This is a genomic window from Deinococcus frigens DSM 12807 (assembly GCF_000701425.1).
GTDB classification, from domain to species: domain Bacteria; phylum Deinococcota; class Deinococci; order Deinococcales; family Deinococcaceae; genus Deinococcus; species Deinococcus frigens.
On record NZ_JNIW01000013.1, the window covers coordinates 1 to 23,292 of the forward strand.

19 protein-coding genes and 1 pseudogene are annotated in these 23,292 nt (G+C 65.9%); 16 read left to right on the plus strand and 4 right to left on the minus strand.

The annotated features are described in order from the left end of the window. Nucleotides 1-398 (plus strand): annotated as a pseudogene (locus Q322_RS24470) (IS701 family transposase); the annotation flags it as partial. 25 nt (nt 399-423) lie between these two features. Here the strand turns inward: Q322_RS24470 and Q322_RS0106655 are convergent. Continuing rightward, nucleotides 424-1,860 (minus strand): alginate O-acetyltransferase AlgX-related protein, encoded by a 1,437-nt coding sequence (locus Q322_RS0106655; protein ID WP_084147845.1) that lies wholly within the window; start codon nt 1,858-1,860, stop codon nt 424-426. A gap of 113 nt (nt 1,861-1,973) precedes the next feature. Here Q322_RS0106655 and Q322_RS0106660 point away from each other — a divergent pair, with 113 nt between their 5' ends. From Q322_RS0106660 to Q322_RS0106670, 3 genes are read left to right on the plus strand one after another with little or no spacing between them, the layout of a single operon-like run. After that, entirely contained in the window at nt 1,974-2,561 is a 588-nt protein-coding gene (locus Q322_RS0106660) for an alginate O-acetyltransferase AlgF (protein ID WP_084147846.1), read from the plus strand. Between the two features lie 14 nt (nt 2,562-2,575). Continuing rightward, entirely contained in the window at nt 2,576-3,997 is a 1,422-nt protein-coding gene (locus Q322_RS0106665; protein ID WP_029477031.1) for an MBOAT family O-acyltransferase, read from the plus strand. A gap of 11 nt (nt 3,998-4,008) precedes the next feature. After that, nucleotides 4,009-5,112: an alginate O-acetyltransferase AlgX-related protein gene (locus Q322_RS0106670; RefSeq protein WP_029477033.1), complete on the plus strand. Its 1,104-nt coding sequence runs from the start codon at nt 4,009-4,011 to the stop codon at nt 5,110-5,112. A 451-nt stretch (nt 5,113-5,563) separates the two neighbouring features. On the opposite strand, the gene Q322_RS0106675 is transcribed toward Q322_RS0106670, so the two are convergent. The 3 genes from Q322_RS0106675 to Q322_RS0106685 form a co-directional block, all read right to left on the minus strand. Then, on the minus strand, nt 5,564-6,412 hold the full coding sequence (locus Q322_RS0106675) for a hypothetical protein (RefSeq protein WP_029477034.1): 849 nt from the start codon (nt 6,410-6,412) through the stop codon (nt 5,564-5,566). Beyond that, the gene (locus tag Q322_RS0106680; protein ID WP_156952923.1) at nt 6,400-7,953 is read right to left on the minus strand and encodes an O-antigen ligase family protein; all 1,554 of its coding nucleotides are present in this window, start codon (nt 7,951-7,953) and stop codon (nt 6,400-6,402) included. Before Q322_RS0106680 ends, Q322_RS0106675 begins: the two co-directional genes overlap by 13 nt. An 89-nt stretch (nt 7,954-8,042) precedes the next feature. Continuing rightward, nucleotides 8,043-9,710, minus strand: coding sequence for a P-loop NTPase (locus Q322_RS0106685; protein WP_051668306.1), 1,668 nt, complete (start codon nt 9,708-9,710; stop codon nt 8,043-8,045). Between the two features lie 770 nt (nt 9,711-10,480). Between Q322_RS0106685 and Q322_RS0106690 the strand changes: the two genes are divergently transcribed. From Q322_RS0106690 to Q322_RS0106745, 12 genes are all read left to right on the plus strand, one after another. After that, nucleotides 10,481-12,061: an ABC transporter substrate-binding protein gene (locus Q322_RS0106690; RefSeq protein WP_029477038.1), complete on the plus strand. Its 1,581-nt coding sequence runs from the start codon at nt 10,481-10,483 to the stop codon at nt 12,059-12,061. 186 nt (nt 12,062-12,247) lie between these two features. Continuing rightward, nucleotides 12,248-13,186, plus strand: coding sequence for an ABC transporter permease (locus Q322_RS0106695; RefSeq protein WP_029477040.1), 939 nt, complete (start codon nt 12,248-12,250; stop codon nt 13,184-13,186). Beyond that, on the plus strand, nt 13,183-14,037 hold the full coding sequence (locus Q322_RS0106700) for an ABC transporter permease (protein ID WP_029477041.1): 855 nt from the start codon (nt 13,183-13,185) through the stop codon (nt 14,035-14,037). The genes Q322_RS0106695 and Q322_RS0106700 overlap by 4 nt, the downstream gene beginning before the upstream one ends. Beyond that, nucleotides 14,034-15,038 carry an ABC transporter ATP-binding protein gene (locus Q322_RS0106705; protein ID WP_029477042.1) on the plus strand — a complete coding sequence of 335 codons (1,005 nt, stop codon included), beginning with the start codon at nt 14,034-14,036 and terminating at the stop codon, nt 15,036-15,038. The genes Q322_RS0106700 and Q322_RS0106705 overlap by 4 nt, the downstream gene beginning before the upstream one ends. Before the next feature lie 32 nt (nt 15,039-15,070). Continuing rightward, entirely contained in the window at nt 15,071-16,078 is a 1,008-nt protein-coding gene (locus Q322_RS0106710; RefSeq protein WP_029477044.1) for an oligopeptide/dipeptide ABC transporter ATP-binding protein, read from the plus strand. Beyond that, a complete protein-coding gene (locus tag Q322_RS0106715; protein WP_169739075.1) occupies nt 16,075-17,106 on the plus strand; it encodes a GntR family transcriptional regulator in 1,032 nt (343 codons plus the stop codon). Before Q322_RS0106710 ends, Q322_RS0106715 begins: the two co-directional genes overlap by 4 nt. Next, on the plus strand, nt 17,103-17,810 hold the full coding sequence (locus Q322_RS0106720) for a creatininase family protein (protein ID WP_245593170.1): 708 nt from the start codon (nt 17,103-17,105) through the stop codon (nt 17,808-17,810). Before Q322_RS0106715 ends, Q322_RS0106720 begins: the two co-directional genes overlap by 4 nt. Next, nucleotides 17,807-18,850: a ketopantoate reductase family protein gene (locus tag Q322_RS0106725; protein ID WP_051668319.1), complete on the plus strand. Its 1,044-nt coding sequence runs from the start codon at nt 17,807-17,809 to the stop codon at nt 18,848-18,850. The genes Q322_RS0106720 and Q322_RS0106725 overlap by 4 nt, the downstream gene beginning before the upstream one ends. After that, nucleotides 18,847-19,620, plus strand: coding sequence for an SDR family NAD(P)-dependent oxidoreductase (locus tag Q322_RS0106730; protein ID WP_029477050.1), 774 nt, complete (start codon nt 18,847-18,849; stop codon nt 19,618-19,620). Before Q322_RS0106725 ends, Q322_RS0106730 begins: the two co-directional genes overlap by 4 nt. Continuing rightward, nucleotides 19,617-21,005 carry a dipeptidase gene (locus tag Q322_RS0106735; RefSeq protein WP_029477051.1) on the plus strand — a complete coding sequence of 463 codons (1,389 nt, stop codon included), beginning with the start codon at nt 19,617-19,619 and terminating at the stop codon, nt 21,003-21,005. Before Q322_RS0106730 ends, Q322_RS0106735 begins: the two co-directional genes overlap by 4 nt. Beyond that, entirely contained in the window at nt 21,002-22,522 is a 1,521-nt protein-coding gene (locus Q322_RS0106740; protein WP_029477052.1) for a carboxypeptidase M32, read from the plus strand. The genes Q322_RS0106735 and Q322_RS0106740 overlap by 4 nt, the downstream gene beginning before the upstream one ends. Next, nucleotides 22,519-23,274: an SDR family NAD(P)-dependent oxidoreductase gene (locus Q322_RS0106745; protein WP_029477053.1), complete on the plus strand. Its 756-nt coding sequence runs from the start codon at nt 22,519-22,521 to the stop codon at nt 23,272-23,274. The genes Q322_RS0106740 and Q322_RS0106745 overlap by 4 nt, the downstream gene beginning before the upstream one ends. The last annotated feature ends 18 nt before the right edge of the window (nt 23,275-23,292 follow it).

The following is a 23,292-nucleotide window of genomic DNA, read 5'->3' on the forward strand; positions in this document are numbered from 1 at the left end:
ATGAGACGCTAACATTGGGCCGCTTTGACCGTGGAGACCGAACATTTCATGCGGTGTCCTCCGAGTTGATGGAGGGAGACGAGGTGATCGCTGAGGGCAAGGCGCGGTGGAATGAGGAATCCTTTTTCAAGGAAGGCAAGCATCAGTTCGGCTTGGCGCAGTTCGCACTGCGAACTGCTGTAGGGCTGGACCGCTGGATCCTGCTGGTCTTCCTGGCCTGGACGCCCTGAATCCTCCATCGGCAGGACGGGCTGACTCTGGAGGAATGTGCGTTCCTGGCGCTGGTCACGGTGCTACCTCACCTGCATCTCAACCGACTGCTGCACCTGTTCTCGAAAAACGCTGAATTCCTGTACCAGCACGGCTATTCACTCCACTCTGCAAGGTGCAACTGCTGAGTAATCGGGTTGGCTTATTTCTGGATTATTTCAGCGGGTAAAGCTGTAAAGAACTGTTCTTCAGCACCACGGGGGCATCTTTTGAGACCGGAAAGGTCACGGTGATCTGATGTGGGGTGCCGATACCGGCAGGCACCCGCACCAGAAACTCGCTGGCCCGAATCAGCTTGTTGCCCTCGCGGCGCAGGTCAAGCGTGGCCACTCCCACCGTTCCCTGGACCCTCAACACTGGACTGAGACTGGTCTGCTGCTCCAGCTTCAGCCGCAGATACACGCCGGTCTGCGCGCTGGGCAGCGGGCCGAAGGCGAAGACGGCCTCGTTGCCAGCCGCGCCAGTGCCAGCCGCACCAGTGCCAGCCGCGCCAGTGCCCATCACGCCGGGCTGCGCCGTGGCGACTGGCGGTTCGTCTGGATATTTCAGCCGCGAGAGCTTGGCGATCATCTGGGCCAGAAAGGTGAGGTTTTGCTGCTCCCTGTCGCTGCCAAAGTCGTAGATGGGAAATTCCCAGACCGCCAGACGACGCCCCGGCAGGTTAGCCCGGTCACCAAAGAATTCCAGCATGGAGGTCTGCGCGCCGCTGCTGAAGCTCTCGTTCTGAATGCTGGTGTGCAGCAGGCTGCTCAGCCACTGCTCGAAGCCGTAGCCCAGCGCGTAGGGATTGACGCCCTCGTTGAGCGTGACACTCCGCGAAAAACTGCTGCCGAACAGTACGGCGGGCGGAACGTCATCGCCGAGCAGGTCCTGGGCTGCCCCGGGCAGATCGACGGTGGCAAAGGTTTTTTCGGGGGGGAACGTCACCTCACACAGCCTCTGGACGCTGCCTGCAAAACCACCCAGGAATTCAAAGTCACCCTGAAACACTGGGGCGACGCTTCGCTGCGCGCCTGAACCACCCAGTGCTGAACCACCCAGTGCTGAATTACCCAGTGCTGAACCTCTCAGCGCCTGTTTCACCTGTTGCGGAAGGGCGTCGGCCACGCCACGCGCCGCCAGCTCCACTGCCGGCAGTTTCCAGTGGTGATCGGTCCTGAAATACAGGTCCTGATCCCGGTGGGCCATGAAGGGCGTTAGCAGGTCCACCGTGTTGATGCCGGCCTGCTTGAAACTCCCGATCACCTGGCTGTAGCCCAGGCGGGCCGCAGACGGCGAATAGCCGAAGGTGCCGGGCGCGCCGATCAGACGATCCGGGAAATAGATCATGGCCGACCAGGGGATGGGAACGGCGATCAGCTCGGTGCCGAGGTCCTGCAAACGGCGCTGAAGCTCACGCAGACCCGGAACGAGTGCGGCGGCGCTGAAGCTGGTTCCCAGGGTGAGCTGGCTGTACAGGCGGCCCTGACCGTCCGACATCAGGAAGGGTGACTTCTGGGTCACGGCGTCGCAGAGCGCTGGCGGGGCAGCCTGAGCCTGGGCCAGTCCGGCGAGCAGCAGGGCGGTGGGAATCAATGTGACTGGACGCATGCGCGGGTTCGTTCCTCCTGGTGGGGCCGTTGCCCTGCAAGCCACTGTGGCACAAACTCCGGATGTGCTTTACTAGACAGCCCCTGGATGTGCTTAGCCAGTATGTTGCATTGATGAAACACTTACTCGTGCTGGCCCTGCTGCTCAGCTCTGGCGCGACGGCCCAGGAGGGGCTGTACGATCCTGCCCCGCCCCCCAACAGCGCCTTTGTGCGGGTGCTCGACGTTCCGGCGGCCACCCTGGGCGGCAAAGCGGTGGCCGCCGAGAAGGGTGCGGCCAGTCCCTATGTGGTGATTGCGCAGGGTGACTTTGCCGTCAAAGCGGGCACCGTCAGCGGCAGGCTCAAGGTGGAGGCGGGCAACTTCTACAGCGTGGTGACCAGCGGCGGCAAACTCGTCTTGCTCACCGATCAGGCCGCCGAGAACCGCGCCAAGGCCCTGCTGACCATCTACAACCTCAGCAAAGCCAGCCGCGTGGACCTCAAGACCGCCGACGGCAAGACCGCCGTGGTCTCGGGCGTCAGGTCCGGCGAGAGCGGCAGCCGCGCGGTCAACGGCGTCACCGTGGACCTCAGCGCCTTTGACGGCTCCAAAGCCCTGGGGACCCTTAGGGGCATCAGGCTCGAACGCGGCAACGCCTACGCACTGGTGCTGACCGACACGGGACTGACCCTGACCCCCAGCACCACCAGGACCAAGTAAGGCAGGTCTAGGGCGTGGTCTTTAGCAGCAACGTCTTCTTGTTCCTGTTCCTGCCGCTCTTCTTAATCACCTACTCCCTGCTGCCCTTCCGCTGGCGCTCGGGCTGGATCCTGCTGGGCAGCTACGCGCTGTACTCGTGGTGGCGCTTGGACTTTCTGTGGCTGCTGATCGCCATCACGCTGGTGTCCTACGGGTTCGGCCTGGTGCTGGGGCGGCAGCCGGACGGCAGGGGGCGGCGCTGGACTCTGGTGGCGGCCACCGCACTCAACCTCGCGGCGCTGGGGTATTTCAAGTACGCCAACTTCGGCATCGAGAGCTTTAACGCCATCACCCAGACCCTCGGCTTCCAGCCCTTTACCTTCACCCCGGTCCTGCTGCCGATCGGCCTGAGCTTTTTCATCTTCCACGCCATCTCCTACCTGGTAGACATCTACCGCAGAGAAGAGCCACCCACCCACAACCTGCTGGACTTTGCGGCCTTTATCGCGCTGTTCCCACACCTGATCGCCGGGCCAGTCCTGAAGTACAACCTGCTGGCCGATCAATTTCTGAGCCGGACTCATACCCTGGAGAAATTCAGCTCCGGGGCCACCCGCTTCATGACCGGCTTTGCCAAGAAGGTGCTGATCGCGGACACCCTCGCGCCGCTGGTCACCGCCGCCTTCAACCAGCCCGATCCCACGATGGCCGACGCCTGGCTGGGGGCGCTGGCGTATACCCTGCAACTGTACTTTGACTTCAGCGGCTACTCGGACATGGCCATCGGGCTGGCGGCCATGATGGGTTTCAAGTTCCCCGAGAACTTCAACCACCCGTACGTCTCCCGCAGCATCACCGAGTTCTGGCGCAGGTGGCACATGAGCCTGAGTTCGTGGCTGCGCGAATACCTGTACATCAGTCTGGGCGGCAACCGGGGGGGGCGGGCCAGAACCTACCTAAACCTGTGGCTGACCATGGTGCTGGGCGGGCTGTGGCACGGGGCCAACTGGACCTTTGTGCTGTGGGGCGTGTGGCACGGCAGCATCCTGGCCGCCGAGCGCCGCATGAAGGAGGCCAGTCTCTGGACACCGTCTCCGGCCTGGCTGACCATTCCCGGCACCATGCTGCTGGTCATTCTGGGCTGGGTGATGTTCCGCGCCGACAACGTGCCGGACGCCCTGCGGATGTATGGCGGCATGCTGGGCGTAAACGGCTTCGCCCTGAGTGACACCCTGGCGTGGCAGGTCAGGGGCAGCGTGCTGGTCACCATGCTGCTGGCCGCCGTGCTGGTGTACGTGGCCCCGCTGTGGGGCCAGCGTGTGGGGGACGTGGGCAGCAAGCTCCTGCGGCCCACCCTGGCGGTGGGGGCCACGGTGGCGCTGCTGCCGCTGTTCGTGCTGGCAGTCATGAAGCTGTCGGCCCAGAGTTACACCCCTTTCCTTTACTTCCAGTTTTGAGGTGAATGGATATGACTGAATTTGCCCAGGACACCGTGAAACCGAACGCTAACAACCTGGCTGCGCCGCGCATCTTACATTGGCTGCCCGCCGCTTTCCTGCTGAGCGTGGTGGCTGCCGGCGCAGTGGCCACCCTGACCAGCCCTGGGTTCCGTGAAGGCCAGCCCGACAAGACCGTCATCAATGGTGAATGGATGCTGGCCTGGGAGAAGAATCTCGATGGCCAGGTGCCGTGGCGTACCCCCAGCGTAGACCTGTGGGGCGGCTTGAATTACCGCCTATTCAGTGAGGCACGCGATGGCGCGTTGGTGGGGGCAGACGGCTGGTTATTCACCGATGAGGAATTTCAGACGGCAAAGACCGACACCGCCGAACTTCAGAGGAAGGTGGCCTACGTCAAGCAGGTCCGGGATGAACTGACGCAGGACGGGGCGAAACTGGTGGTGGCGTTGATTCCAGCCAAGGTACGCGTCTACCCGGAGGAGCTGGGCCGGGCGCGGGTGCCGGGCAGCCACGCCAGGCTGTACGCCGACTTCCGGGGGCAGTTGGAAGCGGCGGGCATTCTCACCCCCGATCTGGACGCCGCGCTGAAGGCGGACAAGACCAGGGGCAATCTGTTCTTCCGCACGGACACCCACTGGACGCCGCTGGGCGCGCAAGTAACGGTCCAAGCTGTGGCTGGGGTGGTGAAGAGGCTGGGTCTAAACCTGCCTCGCGCCGAGTACGCCACACAGCAAAAGGCCGAGGTGTCTCGCTCCGGCGATCTGCTGCGCTACGTTCCGGTGCCCCGTGGCACGGGTCCCGCGCCGGACCGCGTGCGTGAAACCGTCTACACCCGCACCGACGGGGGCGGAGGCGGCCTGCTGGGTGACGAGCGCATCGCGGTCACGCTGGTGGGCACCAGCTACAGCACGGATGGTAAGGCCAACGTCTGGCACTTTGATGACGCATTGGCGGCGGCCCTCGGCACCGAAGTGCTGAACGCGGCCCAGCAGGGCAAGGGGCCAATCGTGCCGATGCGCGAGTACCTGAACAGCCCGGACCGCAAAGACAACCCGCCGCAGGTGGTGGTCTGGGAAATCCCGGAACGGTTCTTGCGGGTCGGTGATCCTTGACTCTGGTGGGTTGAGGTTCCGTGATGGGGCGTGCAGGACACGGCGCTTGTCCCACTTCTACCGCGCCACGGCAAAGTCAGGCTCAGGGGGCGGAAGTGCGGCAAGCTGGAAGGCGGTTTCCCGCCCAGACTACCGTCTGTCACGCGCCCAGAGCGCGACTGCTCCGGGTTGCAGACTTCACGCCTGGAGGAACGTCTTTTTCCTGCTGGCCCTCGTCGCGGAGGGACGCCCATTCCTGTCAAAGCTCCGCACGAGAGGAGTCAAGCTGGACAGGCAGCTCCACAGCCGAACCTTGCGCTGACCGTGGGGCGCTGACCGTGGGGTGTCGGGCGGTTCAGCGGTGCGGCCATCCGCAGAGCTACGGGCTGCGGCAGGCGTCTGACCACGAACGCAGGTTGCCCGTTTGACGGCGCAGACGTGAAGAAGCAGAAGGGGGCGGAACGCCGCGTGGTCAGGGTTGGCGGACAGGGTCTGGGCGGAAGACCAGCCGCCTCACGTTCAGGTTGCGGTCGGCCAGCGTCTCGCGGTAGGGATTGGTCAGCGTGATGGTCAGGGGTGTGGCGCTCAGGTCGAGCCGAAGGTCCTGCTTGTCCAGAGTGCTGCTCAGGGTCTCCAGGATCCTTCCGCCTTGCTGGAACACCAGGACCGGGAACGCACCCTGAGCCTCGCGTCCCCGGACTGCGAGGCTCAGGGTGCCCGCCGCGCAGGGGGTCAGCGTCATCGGGACTGCCCCGATCAGGGTGGCGGCGCTGGCCTGTGGGGTCCAGACACCTCCACCCGCTTTGGGCATATCCACCCGTTTGAAGCCCTGACAGGTCAGCGCGCTCAGCGTGATGTTCCGCAGATTCGCCACGCGCACGTCGGCCAGGTAATAGTCGTTCAAATACGCCAGGTACAGGCGGCCCGCCGCTGGGACCCGCAGCGTGCTGGTTCGCGGCCCACTGAAGCCCGGCGCGGCGAGAACCGTGCTGTCCAGGGCCACGGTCAACTGCGGCCATCCGTCTCCGGCCAGTGCGCCATCGGCGGTGATGGTTAGCGTGCCCGCAGAACACAGGTCCGCTTGCAGCCACGCCTCACTGCGGAACTTGAACCCCTGACCCTGGGAGATCACGTAGTTCTCGCCACGCTGGTATCCCGGCACGAAGACCGGCGGCTGGGTGCAGGCTCGGCCCGGAGGCAAGCCCACCTGGAGCGGCGCAGGCGGCGTGGGGTGACTGGCCAGCGCCCCCAGCCCCAGGCTCAGGCCCAGCGGCAGCAGCCCCAGCGCCAGCACGCGGCCCAGCGCCTTCACGGGTTCCACCGGACCGTCCAGGAGGTCTGGGCCAGAGGTTCAGGACGGAATGAAGCCTGCTCTGGATACACCAGCACTTCCAGACGTTGCTGCGGAACCGAATACAGGGTGCCGCCGAGCTTCAGCAGGGGCGCGGCTTGACCCTCGAGGGCCAACGCCGGCACCGTGACGACGGTTGCACAACTCTGCTGGCAGGCCCGCAAGGTCACCCGGTACCGGCCAGGGGGCAGGTTCAGGCGCACGAACACTTGGTAATTCTTCGTGTTCTGGACGTTGCGCGGGGCGATCAACGTGTCCAGCGAGGCGGAAATGGCGGGCGCGGGCCGCAGCGTGCCCACCAGCAGCGGAAACGAGAGGGCGGCCAGCAGGCCCGTCGCCGCCGCACCCCCGGCCCAGCCCACGGCGGGGGAGCGCTGCGGCATCCGCGCCAGCACCGCGCCTACGGTGACCCAGAACAGCTCGCCCACGAAGGGGCCAGGAACGATCAACGTGTTGTCGTTGGCGGTGGCGATCAGCAGCCCCGAGAGGATGGCGATGCCCAGCGGGTCACGCTGCCGCCACGCCGCTGCCACCGCCACGCCCAGCACGGTGAACAGCCCCAGCAGCCCCAGCGGCCCGGTCTCGGCCAGCCCGTGCAGCGTGACGTTGTGGGCGATCAGCCACGGCTGGCCCAGCCGGCTGATCCAGGCTGGGCAGGGGGCCAGGGTGCCGTCAGGGGCGGGCCACAGCGTGCAGCCCTGGCCAGGGGGGGCCAGCCGCGCGCCCAGGCGGTAACTGCCCACCCCACCCAATGGCGCGCTGCGAATGGCCGACAGGGCATTGTTCCAGATCAGATCGCGCCCGGAGGTAGTAGCGTTGCTCAGGCGATTGATGGCGGGCAGGTCCAGCCGTTGACCGGTGTAAAAGCCGCCGGCCAGCAGCGCGGCCCCGGTCAGAATGGCCAGCGCCGCCCGGCGGCGCTGGCGCACCGCGAAGCCCAGCGCGGTGCCCAGCAGCGCGGCGGCCAGCGGTCCCCGGCTGCCCGACAGCAGCAAAATACCCAGCGCTGCCGCCCCCAGCGGCACGCGCCACCACAGTTTTCCACCGGCGAACAGCGCCAGCCAGATGCCCGCCGCCCCGGCCAGCCCCAGCGTGATGGGCGTCATGTAGGGGTGGCCCAGGCGCTGGCTCAGCGGGTTGAGGCCGTCGGCGACGGTCAGGCCCAGCGCCGTGGCATACACCACCGCCAGCCCCACGCCCAGTGGGGCCAGTTGCCGCGTGCTGTTCAGAGACGCGCCCAGCGCGATGAAACTGAACATTAGCAGCGTGCGCCCCAGCGCCAGCCCGGAGTTGATCAGCGGGTCACCGGTCAGCAGCGCCGGAAACTGCTGGCTCAGGGCGTAAAAGCCCAGCACCCACCACGCCGCCCTGGGCAAGCGCCGCAGGTTCGGCAGCGCGAAGACCGCCAGCGGCGCAAGGAAGTACAGCGGGGCCAGCAGCGCCAGCCACACGCGAATCCACAGCGGGGCGGGAGCGAGGGGCGTGGAAGCTGTGGGATCAGTCGCCGTCATAGGGAAGTAACGAGAGGGAGAAAAGTGCGAAAGAGGAAGAGATCACCTCTTCCCCTCAAGTTCCCGGCTGGTCTGCGCCGCGTGGCCGCTCAGCCCCGGCCTGTCGGCAGCACAGGGGCCGCGTCGGCTTTCTGATCCGCCGTGCCGTAGGCGTAGGCGTAATACGAGTCGCTGGTGCGGGCGATCTTGTTCAGCACGATGCCCAGCACGGTGACATTGGCCACCCGGGCATTTTGCAGGCTGCGCTCCACGTCGTTCAGGCGGGTCTTGCCGCCCTCTACCACCAGAATCACGCCATCGGTGTAGGGGGCCACGGCCAGCGTGTCGGGCAGGCCCAGCATCGGGGGCGTGTCGATCAGCACGTAGTCGTAGCCCTGCGCCCAGCGGTCCAGGTAGGTTCGGAAGGCGGACTGGTTCAGAATGCTGCCCGCGCCGTCGCCCCGGTGCGGCGTTCCGGCGGGCAGCAGGTCCACGTTGGTCGCGACCCGGGTGGCATGCGCCGCGTCGGGGCGCAGGAACATCTCGGTCACGGTTTTGGCGGGCGGCAGGCTCTCGTCGCTGCCGATCAGCGGGTGGGTGCCGAGGCGGTCCGGTGCCCAGACCTTGAGCTGGGTAGGGCGGCGCAGGTCCGCGTCGATGACCAGCACCTTCTGACCGGCGGCCCCCAGGCTCTCGGCCAGGGCCGCCGTCATCGAACTCTTGCCCTCGCCGGGGTACGAGCTGGAAATCACCAGGCGGCGGTGGGTCCGCTCTCCCAGCATGGACTGCACGTTAATGCGTAAAAAGCCGATGCTCTCGTACAGCGGGCCACTGTGGCTGGCGGGCAGGAAACCGGCGCTCAGGTTACGGCGGCGCACCAGCGGCAACTGTGCCAGCACTGGCAGGCCCAGCGGCAGCAGGTCCTCGGTGCCGTTGACCCGGCGGCGCAGGCTGTCAGTCAGCAGGACCAGACCTGTAACCAGAAACAGCGAGAGCAGCCCGGCCAGTGCGGCATTGCGCGTGGGGCGCGGCGAGACCGCCCGGGTGGGGGCCACGGCGTCGGCTACCGGAATCAGGGTGCCGGTGGCCGCGGTTTCCAGCACCGCCATCTGCGACAGGTTTTGCTGTACCTGCCCGCGCGCCGACACCAGACTCTGACGTTCCAGCGGGTCCTGGATGGACTCGATGCGGGCCGTCAGGTTCTGGAGCTGCCCTTGCAGGCTCTGGCGCGACCGCGTCACGCTCTGCTTGGCGCGGGCGTTGTCCCAGTCCAGCAGCGCGGCCACGCCGTCCTCGGCCAGTTGCTGGGCGGCCTGGGGGCTTTCGCCCTGCGCGCGGATCTCGTACACGCCGCGCTGCTGGGTGTCCAGGCGGGCGCGCACCTTCAGGCGGTTAAAGACATTGGCCGAGAGTTCCCGGCTCAGGTCCGTACGCATCTCGCCGACGATCTCGGGAGGCAGTTTGCTCTTTTCCAGCCGTCCGATGATGGTGGCCACCAGCTTGCGGCTGTGCAGCACCTGCTCCACCGCCCCCTGCGGCAGCGGCGGGGCCGTGACCAGCGTGTTGTTGATCAGCGAGTTCTGGGCGTTGCTGTCCACCGCGATGATGCTGGCGCTGGATTCGTAGACGGGGGCCTGCCGACTGGACAGCAGATACGCCGTGCCCGCCACCACCGCTGGACCCAGGATCAGCAGCGGCGCGTACCGTCTGAGGGTGCCAAAAACTTGCCGCAGGTCAATTTGATCGGCATTCACGGGACGGGGAGGCGCGCTCTGCATTCTCGTTTAGTGTAGAGCGGCGGGGCGGGAGATTGCTATATAGGCTTAACCTCATGAAAGGGGTCAGAGTTTCGCCCAATCAGCAGGGGGGATTGGCAAGGGGGGCTGACAGGTCGACGAGCCGTTGAACTTCGGGTCGTCGGGGTTCTTGTCAAACCGCGCTTCATAAAGGTTGCGTGGTCTGATACAGGTTGCGTGGTCTGGAAGAACATCTGGCGCTTTCCAGTCTGTTCTGGACTTTAACCGCAATCCTTTCAGGCATCTGAGACCGGGCCAGCCGCGGGTGGGGTCTGGGGTTCCGGCAGCCATCAGGCGCAGGGCAGCCTCCAGGCCTCCCGCCCCATTCCCAAGACTTGGCAGGTGGCCTTCCGGCACATGGTCTGCCTCGGCCAGTGACGCTGCCTGGGGGCGGCACTGCTCTGGTGGACCGCCTGGGCTGTCCCATGCTTCCCCTCACGGCCAGTGCCCAGGCGTTCTCTCCGGTCTACGAGATCCAGGGACCCTCGGATAATGCGCTGGCGTTTCCGACGGCCCCCTCGGTCCCCATACCGGAGCGCAGGGCGGCGCTGCGGCAGCGGTGGAGAGGCCGCAGGCGAAAGACAGTCCTGACCTGGATGCATGCTGAGAGACTGCCACAATCGGTCTGGCCCGGCCTCGCTGCCCACTGCCCCAGCAGAACACGTGCCACCCCCTTCCATTTTACCCCCAAAGTGTTATAGCCTCCTAGAACACATCAACGGGTGTTTTTGCCCATTTTCGGAGGTCTTCCTATGAACGTGAAGAGACTGTCCCACATTTCTATTGCCCTCGTCGCCGCCCTGAGCGTGGGCCAGGCGTTCGCCGCCACCCGTGGAGGCCAGATGGTCTACGGGCGCTACGCCGATTCGCTGTTCCTCGACCCGGTGCTGAACGACGCCAACCTGGACATCTGGATTCTGACCAACCTGTACGACACGCTGCTCCAGCCCACCAACGACGGCAAGGGCGTGCAGCCCGGACTGGCAAGCAGCTATGCGGCGTCCAACGGCGGCAAGACCCTGACCCTGACCCTGCGCTCCGGGCTGAGATTCGCCGACGGCAGCGCCCTCACGGCAGCCGACGTGAAATGGTCTTTAGACCGCGCCCGCAACCCGGAGGCCGGGGCGTGGAACAGCTCGCTCGCCAGCATCAATTCCATCGCCGTCAGCGGCAGCAAGGTCACGCTGAACCTCAAACAGCCCGATCCCACGCTGCCCGCCGCGCTGGCAACCTTCAACGCTGCGATCATGCCGCAGAAGCTGTTTACCGCCGCCCCCGGCAAGAACGACGCCGAGAAGGCCAAGGCCTTTGCCGAGAGGCCCATCGGTTCCGGCCCGTTCGTGCTCAGCGAGTGGAAGCGCGGCTCGTACATGGTCCTCAAGCGCAACCCGTACTACTGGAAAAAGGGCGACGACGGCAAGGCGCTGCCCTACCTGGACAGCGTGCGCTTCGAGATCATTCCCGACGACAACACCCGCATCCTGAAATTGCAGGCCGGGGAGTTGCAGGGCGCGGAATTTATCCCGCTGAGCCGCGTGGCCGAGCTGAAGGCCGACCCCAGGATCAACATGGTGCTGTTTCCGTCCACCAAGGTCAACAGCATCCTGATGAACAACCGCCCCAAGCTCAACGATGGCACCGAGAATCCGCTGAGTGACCCCAACGTGCGTCAGGCGCTGAATTACGCCGCCAACAAAGACGCGCTGATCCAGGTGGTCACCTACGGCACCGGCAAGCTGATGAAGTCCTATATGTCGTCCACCACGCCGCTGTTCGACGCCAAGCAGACCGGCTTTCCCTACGATCTGGCCAAGGCCAGGTCATTGATGGCCGCCAGCAAATACAAGAACGGCTTTGACCTGACCGTGCTGGCGACCAGCGGCAGCGCCGACGATCTTGCCCTGCTGACCGCCCTCCAGCAGATGTGGAGCGCGGTGGGCGTGAGGCTCAAGATCGAGCAGCTCGACGCCGCGACCAAGACCGCCCGCTACCGCGCCAACGACTTCCAGATGCGCACGGCGGCCTGGACCAACGACATCAATGATCCCAGCCAGATCACCACCTACTACGCCGTCTTCGACAACATCGAGTCAGTCCACACGGGGTTCAAGAGCGCCGAGATCGACAAGCTGTTCGCCCAGAGCCAGCAGGAGCTGAACGCGGCCAGACGTGCGTCCCAGTACCAGCAGATTCAGAGCATCTACCTGAAGGCCGCGCCGATTGTCTACCTGTACGAGACGCCGTATCCGGTGGCGCTGTCCAACAAGGTCAAGGGCTTTTTCCAGATTCCGCTGGGCAACAACATCTTCGCCGGGGCCTCCCTCGAGAAGTAGGTCGGGTTTCTGAGCTGACGTGATGGACGCTCCACGCCGCCCCTGACGCCAGCTGGGGCGGCGTCCCAGTTTCTCCTTGTCCCTGGCTCTCTTCTTGGGGGAGCTGGCCGCGTAGCGGACCGAGGGGTTCTCGTGGGAGCGTCCCATTCACCTTTAATTCCCTTGCTTTTCCCACCGGGAGGACCGATGCACGCGAGTTACGTGATCCGGCGCTTGCTCCAGATCATTCCCACCTTTCTGGCCGTGATGCTGGTGGTCTTTTTGCTGGTGCGCCTGCTGCCGGGTGATCCGGCCAGCGCCATCCTGGGCGACCGGGCCACGGCGGAGATCGTGGAGCGCACCAACCGCGAGCTGGGCTTGGACCGCTCCCTGCCCGTGCAATTCGGGGTGTTCGTCCGCAATTTGCTTCAGGGAAATCTGGGCGACAGCATCAGCCTCAAGATTCCGGTGATCCGTCTGATCGGCGAGCGGCTGCCCACCACCCTCTTCCTGACCGCCTACGCCGCCGTGCTGGGCGTGCTGATGGCGGTGCCGCTGGCCGTGCTGGCCGCCGTGCGCCGCAACACCTGGGTGGACGCACTGATCCGCGCGGTGTTTCAGGTGGGTCTGTCGCTGCCGGTGTTCTACGTGGCCCTGCAACTGCTGAGCCTGCTGGGCGCGCGGCTGGGCTGGTTTCCCATCGGCGGCTACGGCGAGAACTTCACGGGTCACCTGTACCACCTTTTTTTGCCCGCGCTGACGCTGGGGCTGAATCTGGCGGCCATCCTCGTCCGCACGCTGCGAAACAGCATTATTGAGGTGCTGACCGCCGAATATGTGGACTTTGCGCGGGCCAAGGGGTTGAGGAGCCGCGTGATCATGACCCGTCATGTGCTGCGCAACGCCTTAATCGCTACGGTCACGCTGCTGGGCCTGAACATCGGCGCATTGATCGGCGGCGCAGTCATTACCGAAACCGTCTTCGCCATTCCTGGTGTCGGACGGCTGATGGTGGACGCCATCTTCGGGCGCGATTACCCGGTGATCCAGGGCCTGACGCTGACCTTTGCGATTATCGTGTCACTGGTGTTCCTGATCACCGATCTGATCCACGCCCGCCTTGACCCCCGCGCGGAGCTGACATGACCACCATGCACTCGCCCGTGCTGGAGGTGCCCGCTCGCCCACGCCGCCGACTGCCCAAGCCCACGCTGCTGATCGGGCTGGCGCTGCTGCTCCTTCTGATCTTCGCCGCCCTGTTTCCACGCGTGCTGGCCCCCTTCAGCCCCACCGATTTCGATTACGAGGCGCTGCTCAAAGGGCCGAGCGCCAAGCACCCCTTCGGCACCGACAACTTCGGGCGCGATGTGCTGAGCCGCGTGATCTACGGCACCCGCACCGATATGCAAATTGCCATTTTCACCACCCTCTTTCCCTTTATCTTCGGCACGCTGCTAGGTGCGCTGACGGGCTACCTGGGCCGCTGGAGCGACGCCGTGGTGGGCCGCGTCGCCGATCTGGTGGTGGTCTTTCCCTTCCTGGTGCTGGTGATCGCCATCGTGGCGGTGCTGGGGCCGGGCCTGACGAACATGTACATCGCGGTCAGCGCGGTGGGCTGGGTCAGCTACTGGCGGCTGACGCGCGGCGAGGTGATGAGCCAGAAAAAAGCCGAGTACGCGCAGGCCGGGCGGGTGCTGGGCTACAGCCCCAGCCGCATCCTGCTGCGCCACCTGCTGCCCAACGCGGTCACGCCCGCCATCGTGTATTTAATGACCGACATGAGCCTGGGCATTCTGCTGGGCGCGTCGCTGGGTTACCTGGGCCTGGGCGCGCAGCCGCCGACGCCCGAATGGGGCGTGATGGTGGCTGACGGCAAGAACTTCATGGCCACCGCGTGGTGGATCAGCACCTTTCCCGGCCTGGCCCTGACGCTGGCGGGCGTGACCTTCAGCCTGATCGGCGACGGTTTGGCCGACGCCCTGAGGCCCCGCGCATGACTGCGCCACTGCTCAAGGTGCGTGACTTGAACGTCCGTATTCCCACGCCCGCCGGCGTCCTGCATGCCGTGCGGGGCGTCAACTTTGACCTGATGCCCGGCGAGGTACTGGGTCTGGTGGGCGAGTCCGGCAGCGGCAAGAGCGTCACCCTGCGCTCGCTGATCCGCCTGCACCGCCCGCCGATTGGGATGACGGGGACGGTGGAGTACGGCGGCCAGAATCTGCTGGCTGCGTCCGAGGCCAAACTGCGCGACGTGCGTGGCGGGCAGATCAGCATGATCTTTCAGGAACCGATGTCGGCCCTGAATCCGGTGCTGACGGTGGGCGAGCAGATCGGGGAAAACCTGCGCGAACACAAGGGGCTGCGGGGCCGTGCGGCGCAGGAGCGGGCCGCCGAACTGCTGGACCTGACCGGCATTCCCAGCCCCAAAGCACGCCTCGCCGATTACCCGCACCAGTTCTCCGGCGGGATGCGCCAGCGGGCCATGATCGCCATTGCGCTGGCCTCCGAGCCGCAGTTGTTGCTGGCCGATGAGCCGACGACGGCGCTGGACGTGACCATTCAGGATCAGATTCTGAGGCTGCTGCTGCGGCTGCGCGAGGAGCTGCACATGGGCGTCATTCTGGTCACGCACGATCTGGGTGTGGTGGCGCAGACGTGTGACCGGGTGGCCGTGATGTACGGCGGGCGACTGGTGGAAACGGCGGGCGTGAATAGCCTGTTCCACGCGCCCAAACACGCCTACACGCTGGGCCTGCTGCGGAGTCTGCCGGGAGCCGGGGAACACCGCCGCCCGTTGCAGCCGATTCCCGGCGGACCGCCCGATTTGCGTTTCCTGCCGCCCGGCTGCCCCTTCGCGCCGCGCTGCGAGTACGTGACTGACGAGTGCCGGGCGGGTGAGCCGCCGCTGCTGGAAGTCGCCCCGGGGCGCTTCAGCGCCTGCATTCATCACGACGAGCTGCCCGCCCTGAAACCCACACTTGCGGAGGTGGGCGCGTGACCGTTCCACTTTCCAAATCTTCTCCACCCCTGATGGAGATTCATAACCTGACCAAGACGTTTCCAGTGGCGCAGAGTCTGCTTTCGCGCTGGCGGGGGCAGCCACAACGCGCTGTGCAGGCCCTGACCGACGTGGAACTGACGGTGCGGCGCGGCGAAACTTTGGGCATCGTGGGTGAGAGCGGCTGCGGCAAATCCACGCTGGCGCGGACGCTGGTGCGGCTGTACGACGCGGACCGGGGCAGCGTCCGTTACGGCGATCTGGACGTGCTGGCGCTGCGCGGCGCGGACCTGCGGCAGTACAACCGCCGGGTCCAGATGATCTTTCAGGATCCGTATTCCAGCCTGAACCCGCGCATGACCGTGGAGGCCGTGCTGCGCGAGGCGCTGAGTGTGCATAAGATGCGCCCTGCGGGAGAGCAGCCCGCCCGTGTGCGCGAGCTGCTGAAGCTGGTGGGCCTGCCGCCCGAGGCCGCCGGACGCCTCCCGCACGAGTTCTCCGGCGGCCAGCGCCAGCGCATCGGCATCGCGCGGGCGCTGGCGCTGGAGCCGGAATGCCTGATTGCCGATGAGCTGGTGTCCGCGCTGGACGTGTCGGTGCAGGCGCAGGTGGTCAATCTGCTGCTGGAATTGCAGGAACGCCTGGACCTGACCGTGCTGTTCGTGGCCCACGACCTGCGGCTGGTGCGCCACATCTCGCACCGGGTGGCGGTGATGTACCTGGGCCGGGTGGTGGAGGTGTCGGACACGGCGGCGATCTTCACAACTCCGCGTCATCCGTACACGCAGGCACTCCTGGCCGCCGCTCCCACCCTCGATCCCAGTCAGCGCACGGCGGCCCCAGCCATCACGGGCGAGCTGCCCAGTCCGCTGAACGTGCCGAGCGGCTGCGCCTTCCGCACGCGCTGCCCGCACGCTTTTGACCGCTGTGCCGTGGAGCGGCCCGCGCTGCTTCAGTTGAAGGACGGCCCGGAGGTGGCCTGTCACCTGTACGATTCCGCCGCTCCCCTCACGCCCGCGCCCCTTAGGGTGGCGACATGAAAGCTCCCGTGCTGGACACCTTGCCCGCAGTTGCCGAGACCTTCACCTGGCCGCTGGGGATTGACCGCACGCTGGCGGTGCCGGTGGGGGCGCAACTGCGCGGGCAACTGGAATACGGCATCGCCTGCGGCGATATTCCACGCGGCGCGCGGCTGCCCAGCGTGCGCGAGCTGTCGCAGGAGCTGGGCGTGGCGCACATGACGGTGGCCGGCGTGTACAAGGAGCTGCTGGGCCTGGGCCTGATCGTGACCTCGCGCGGGCGCGGAACCTTCGTGGCCGACGCGCCGCAGCCGCCGCCCGGCCCCGATCCGGCGCGGCTGACCCGGCTGCTCTCGGAAACGCTCGCGCAGGCCGAGGGCGAGGGCTATGGCCTGCGGCAAATCGGCGAGGCCATGAACGCCCTGATCGCGCGCGGCGCACGTCCGCCCCAGACTGGCGTCAGCGTGCTGCTGGTGGGCCTGTTTGCAGATGCCACCCGCAGTTATGCGGCGGATGTGCAGGCGGCGCTGCCCGCCGGGGACCGCGTTCAGGCGGTCACGCTGGACGATTTGCGCTCCGGGCGCTCGCTGGAGGGGACGCAGAACGCCGACGTGGTGCTGGCGCTGGCCCACCGCCTGGCCGAGACCCGCGCCCTGCTGCCCGGCTGGGAAATCATTCCAGTGGGCTTTATTCCCTCGCAACGCACCCGCGCGGCGCTGGCGGCCCTCGATCCCATGATCCGGCTGGCCATCGTGGCGACCTTCGAGGAGTTCCTGCCCACCTTTCTGGGCGGCGTCAAACGCTTCGCGCCACATGTGTCCGCCATCCAGGCCACCCATCTTCATGCCCCCGACTTGCAGAGCGTGCTGGATTCGTGCGACGTGGCGATCTACGCCACCGGCTCCGAAACCGTCCGCACCCTGATGCCCAACAAACCTACCCTGGAATACCGCCACATCGTTGACCCGCGCGACGTGGAGGGACTGGTGCTGCCCGCCGTGGAAGCGCAAAGGGTTCCGCGTCACAAGCCCACAAAGGAGCCGTTATGACCGCCATTGAACAGATGAACTGGATGCAGGTAGAGGAATATCTGAAAACCGATGACCGCTGCATCCTCCCGCTGGGCAGCACCGAGCAGCACGCCCACCTGAGCCTGTGCGTGGACAACATCCTGCCCTCCAAGCTGGCGCAGGACGCGGTGGGCGACTCCGGTGTGCCGGTGTTTCCTGTTCTGCCCTACGGCATCACGCCGTATTTCCGGGCCTATCCGGGCAGCATCAACATCCGGGTGCAGACGTATCTGGCCGTGGTGCGCGACATTCTGGACGACCTGCACGAACAGGGCTTCCGGCGAATCCTGATCATCAACGGCCACGGCGGCAACACCCCGGCGCAGGGCTTCGCCGCCGAGTGGATGGCCGATCACCCCGGCACCCAGGTCAAGTTTCACAACTGGTGGAACGCGCCGCAGGTCTGGGCCAAAGTTCAGGCCACCGACAGCAATGCCAGCCACGCCTCCTGGATGGAGAATTTTCCCTGGACGCGGCTGGATGGGGTGGAGATGCCGGACGAGGAGAAAACTGGCATTGACCTGAATTACATGCGTCTGCTGGACCCGAAAGCCTTGCGCGCATATCTGGCCGAGGGCAATTTCGGCGGCAGATTCCAGCGCCCCGACGAGGATATGCACGCCATCTGGGACGTGGCGGTGGCTGAAACCCGCGCCCTGCTGGAAGGCGGGTGGGCCGGGTGAGCGAGGAGGACTCGGAGCGCATTCTGGTCTGGGGAGCCGGGGCCATCGGCGGCACCATCGGCGCGTATCTGCTGCGGGACGGCTCCGACGTAACCTTTGTGGACGTGGCCGCCGATCATGTCCAGGCCATCGTCGAGCGCGGCCTGAGCATCACCGGGCCGTTTGGAGAGTTCAAGGTGGCTGCCCCCGCCGTCACCCCGGACACGCTGGAAGGCCAGTGGGACACCATTTTGTTGTGTACCAAGGCTCAGCACACGGCAGAGGCGGCGAAGACCCTCGCCCCCCATCTCAAACCCGGCGGCGTGGTGGTGTCCATCCAGAACGGCCTCAACCCGCTGATCATCAATGACCACATTTCGCCGCAGCAGGTGCTGGGCAGCTTCGTCAACTTCGGCGCGGATTATCTGGAACCCGGCGTGGTGCATTACGGCGGGCGCGGCGTGGTGGTCATTGGCGAGCAAAATGGTGAAATCACGGAACGCGCCAGGCAACTCCACGCCATGCTCAGCCACTTTGAACCCGATGCCATTCTCAGCCCAAATGTATTCGGCTACCTGTGGAGCAAGCTGGCTTACGGGGCGCTGCTGTTTGCCACTGCCGTCACAAACGACAGCATTGCCGACGCCCTGGCACAGCCCGGAGACCGCGCCCTGTATACCGAACTGGGCCGCGAGGTGATGCGTGTGGCGCTGGCGCACGGCGTTACCCCCGAAGCCTTCAACGGCTTTGACCCGGCGGCCTTTTTGCCGTCTGCGGGCGACGCGGCGGCGCAGCAGAGTCTGGACGGGATGGTGGCCTTCAACCGCCGCAGCGCCAAGACCCACAGCGGCATCTGGCGCGATCTGGCGGTTCGCAAACGCCGCACCGAGGTGGACGCGCAACTGGGCTGGGTGGTGCATTTCGGGGAACAGCACGGGGTTCCCACGCCCCTGACCGCGAAACTGGTGGAGTTGATCCACCAGATCGAGGACGGCACCCGCGAACTGGGCCGTGAGAATCTCACCGAACTGCGCGCCCTGATGCTTCAGGAGCAAGCGTGAGGGCAGGGGAGAGGTTCGCGGGCCAGACCGTCATCGTCACCGGTGCGGCCCACGGCTTCGGGCGGGCGATTGCCCACGCCTTCGCCTGGGAGGGCGCGGCGGTCTGGGCCTGCGACGTGAACACCGAGGGTCTGGGCGAGACGGCCCGGCTGGCCCATCACGACGGCCTGACGGTTCAGACCCGCGCGGTGGACGTGGGCGATAGCGCGGCGGTGTCAGCGTTCGTGGCTGAAGCTGTGGGGGAAACGGGCCGTATAGATGTGCTGGTCAACAACGCGGGCGGCGTGCGCGGGCAGGTGGGCCGCCCGGTAGAGGAGATCAGTCCCGCCGACTGGCACTCAATCTTTGCCGTCAACGTGGACGGGGCTTTTTTCTTCGCGCAGGCGGCGGCCCCGCATATGAAAGAGCGCCGTCACGGGCGAATCGTCAACATCTCCAGCGGCGCGGGGCTGGGGATCAGCCTGACTGGCATTCAGGCGTACGCCAGCGCCAAGGCCGCCCAGATCGGCCTGACCCGCCAACTGGCGCACGAACTGGGCGCGTGGGGCATCACCGTGAACAATGTGGCTCCCGGCTTCGTCCGCAGCAACCCCACCACCGAGCGCCAGTGGCAAAGCTACGGCGAGGAGGGGCAGCGCAAACTGGTGGAGGGCATCGCCCTGAAACGGCTGGGAACACCCGAGGACATCGCCAACGCCGTGCTGTTCTTCGCCTCCGAGGGGGCGGGCTGGATCACGGGGCAGGTCTTGAGCGTGGACGGCGGCAGATGAGCGGCCTTGCCGATGTGCTGGCGCGCCTGGATGAACGCGCTGAGGATTCGCTCTCCGAGTTGATCGAATTCGCCAGCATCCCCAGCGTCAGCGCCCAACCTGCCCACAAACCGGATATGGAGCGGGCGGCGGGGTGGCTCTCGGACCGCCTGAAACGCGCGGGCCTCACCACCGTGGAACTGTGGCCCACTGCCGGACACGTCGCCGTCTACGCCGAATATTTAGACTCGGGTGAGAACGCCCCCACCCTGCTCGTCTACGGCCATTACGACGTTCAGCCGCCCGATCCGCTGGAGAAATGGCACACGCCGCCCTTCACGCCCACGGTCAACGGCGAACGCATCTACGGGCGCGGCGTCAGTGACGACAAGGGGCCGCTGCTGCTGACCGTGCAGGTGGTGGACGCCTACCTGTCCGCGCTGGGCCAGCTTCCCCTGAACCTCAAATTCCTGTTCGAGGGCGAGGAGGAAGTCGGCAGCGCCCACCTGAACGAACTTGTCGCGCAGAACGCGCAGCGATTGAAGGCCGATTTTGTCCTCAGCGCGGACGGTGGCATGTGGAGCGCCGAGACGCCCTCGCTGACCGTGAGTGCGCGGGGGCTGGCCGCACTTGAACTGACCGTGCGCGGCCCGGCCAAGGATCTGCACTCCGGGCGGCACGGCGGTAGCGTCCACAATCCCCTGCACGCGCTGGCCTCTCTGATCGCCGGACTCCACGACGAGGCGGGCCGCGTAACTGTGCCGGGCTTCTACGACGGCGTTTCCGAACTCACGTCCCAGCAACGCGGGGATATCGCCAGCCTTCCTTTTAATGACGACGCCTACCTGACCCAGACCGGAGCGCCCGCCGTGTACGGCGAGGCCGGGTATTCCACCCTGGAACGCCAGTGGCACCGGCCCACGCTGGAAGTGAACGGCCTGTGGGGCGGCTACACCGGCGAGGGCAGCAAAACTGTCTTACCCGGCGAGGCCCACGCCAAGATCACCTGCCGTCTGGTCCCTGGGCAGGAGCCGGAGCGCATCGCGGAGCTGCTCAGGGGGCATCTAGAGGACAAGCTGCCGCCCGGCGTCACGCTTGAAATTCATCCCAGCGACCACGGCGCACGCGCCTACCGCCTGCCCGCTGACCATCCCGGTGCGGCGGTGGCGCGCGAAGTGCTGGCCGAGCTGTACGGCGTTGCCCCGCTGGATGTGGGCATGGGCGGCAGCATTCCGGTGCTGGAGACCTTTCAGAGCGTGCTGGGCCTGGACACCGTGTTCTTCAGCTTCGCGGTGGGTGACGAGGACATTCACGCCCCCAACGAATTCTTCCGCATCCCGAGGCTGTACGAGGGCCAGAGGGCCTGGGCGCAGTTCTGGTGGAGACTAGGAGAGAAACACACATGAATGAATTTCAGCGCCGCTCGGCGGAAATCAACGACTTACTGTGCGTTCTGAACGTCCTGAACTGGGACGCCCGCACCCAGATGCCCGCTGGTGGCAGCGGGGCACGCGCCCAGCAGATAGCGACGATCAGCGCCCTGGCCCAGGAAAAGTTGCTGGACCCGGCTTATGGGGTGTCGGCACAGGCGGTCAGCGGCGACGATCTGGACAACCGCGCCGCGCAGCAGGCCCTGGACGCCATCGCGGCCCTGAAACGCATTCCTGCCGAACTGACCCGCGAACTCGCCCTGCTCAAATCCGAAGCACAGGAGTTGTGGGCACGGGCCAAAGGCGCGAACGATTTCCAGATGTTCGCCCCGGCCCTGACGCGCATGGTGGAACTCAATCAGCAGTTGGCCGAGGCGCTGGGTTACGAGGGCCACCCGTATGACGCGCTGCTGAATATGTACGAGCCGGGCCTGACGGTGGAAACCCTGTTGCCGCTGTTCGAGCAACTGCGTGTTCATCATGTCCCGCTCTTGCAGGCCATTCAGCAGCAACAGCAACCCCGTAGCGATTTCCTGAACCGCTCCTATCCGGCAGCAGAACAGAAACGTCTCTCGCTGGCGCTGGCAAAGGGCTTCGGGTACGACACCGGGCGCGGACGGCTGGACGAATCGGCCCACCCCTTCGAGATCAGCTTCACCCGCCAGGACGTGCGGATCACCACCCGTATTCAGGAGAACTTTCTCTCCGGCGCGCTGTTCGGCACGCTGCACGAGACGGGCCACGCGCTGTACGAGCAGGGCGTCCGTTCCGAACTGAGCCGCACCGTACTAACCAGCGATCTGTTGGGCCTCTACGCGGTGGCCGGGGCCAGCTACGGCACCCACGAGAGCCAGTCGCGGCTGTGGGAAAACCGCATCGGGCGCTCCAGGGCGTTCTGGGACCTGCACTATCCGCAGCTTCAATCCGCGTTCCCCGAACAGCTCGCGGATGTGGACACCGCCGCCTTCCACCGCGCCGTCAACACGGTGCGCCCCAGCCTGATCCGGGTGGAGGCCGATGAACTGACCTATGACCTCCACATCATGCTGCGCGTGGAGCTGGAACGGGCGTTGATCGGCGGCGAGCTGGCGGTGAGGGACCTGCCCGCAGCCTGGAACGCCCGCATCAAATCTGATCTGGGCCTGGACGTGCCGGACGACGCGCGCGGCGTGTTGCAGGACATCCACTGGTCGGCGGGCATGTTCGGCTCGTTTCCCACCTACACCATTGGCAACGTGATGGCCTCGCAGTTCTATGCGGCGGCGCTGGAGGGGCTGCCGGAGCTGGAAAACGGCCTCCTGCGCGGCGAGTACACGCCCCTGCGCGAGTGGCTGACCGACCACATCTATCAACATGGCCGCACCTACACGCCCCACGAACTGCTGGAACGCGTGACCGGGCGCGGCCTTGACCCGCAACCCTACCTGGAGTACCTCAGCGGCAAATACGGCGAACTCTACGGCCTGGACAGGCAAAAGGAGCAGACAACATGACCCAGCAAAACGGAAAACTCGCAGGCAAGGTGGCTCTCATCACCGGGGCAAGCAGCGGCATCGGCGAGGCGACGGCGCTGGCGCTGGCCGAACACGGCGCGGCGGTGGCGCTGGTGGCCCGGCGCAAGGACCGCCTGGACGAACTGGCGGGCAAGATTGAGGGCGTGGGCGGCAAGGTGGCCGTGATCGTCTCCGATCTGGCGCAGGCCGGACAGGCTTCAGAAGTGGTGAAACAGGCGGTGGACGCCCTGGGCCGTCTGGACATCGTGGTGAACAATGCGGGCGTGATGCTGCTCGGCCCGGTGGCGGGCGGCGACCCCAGCGACTTGCAGCGCATGATGGACCTGAACGTCACGGCGCTGATGCACCTGTCGCAGGCCGCGCTGGAAACCATGAAACCGCAGAAGAGCGGGCATATCGTCAACATCTCCTCGGTGTCGGGGCGTGGGGCCAGTCCGCTAAGCGCCGGGTACAGCGCCAGCAAATGGGCGGTGGGCGGCTTCAGCGAGGGCCTGCGGCAAGAGGCGCGGGCAGACAGGATTCGTGTGACCGTCATCGAACCCGGCGTCGTCGCCACCGAATTGACCGATCACATCACCCACACCCAGACCAAGGACATGTACGAGGGCCGCATCAAGGACATGGAAATGCTGGAGTCCGAGGACATTGCCGCCGCCGTGGTCTACGCCGTGACCCAGCCGGAACGGGTCAACGTGAACGAATTGCTGATTCGGCCTTTAGATCAGGGCTGAAGCTGGACAAATCCTGTT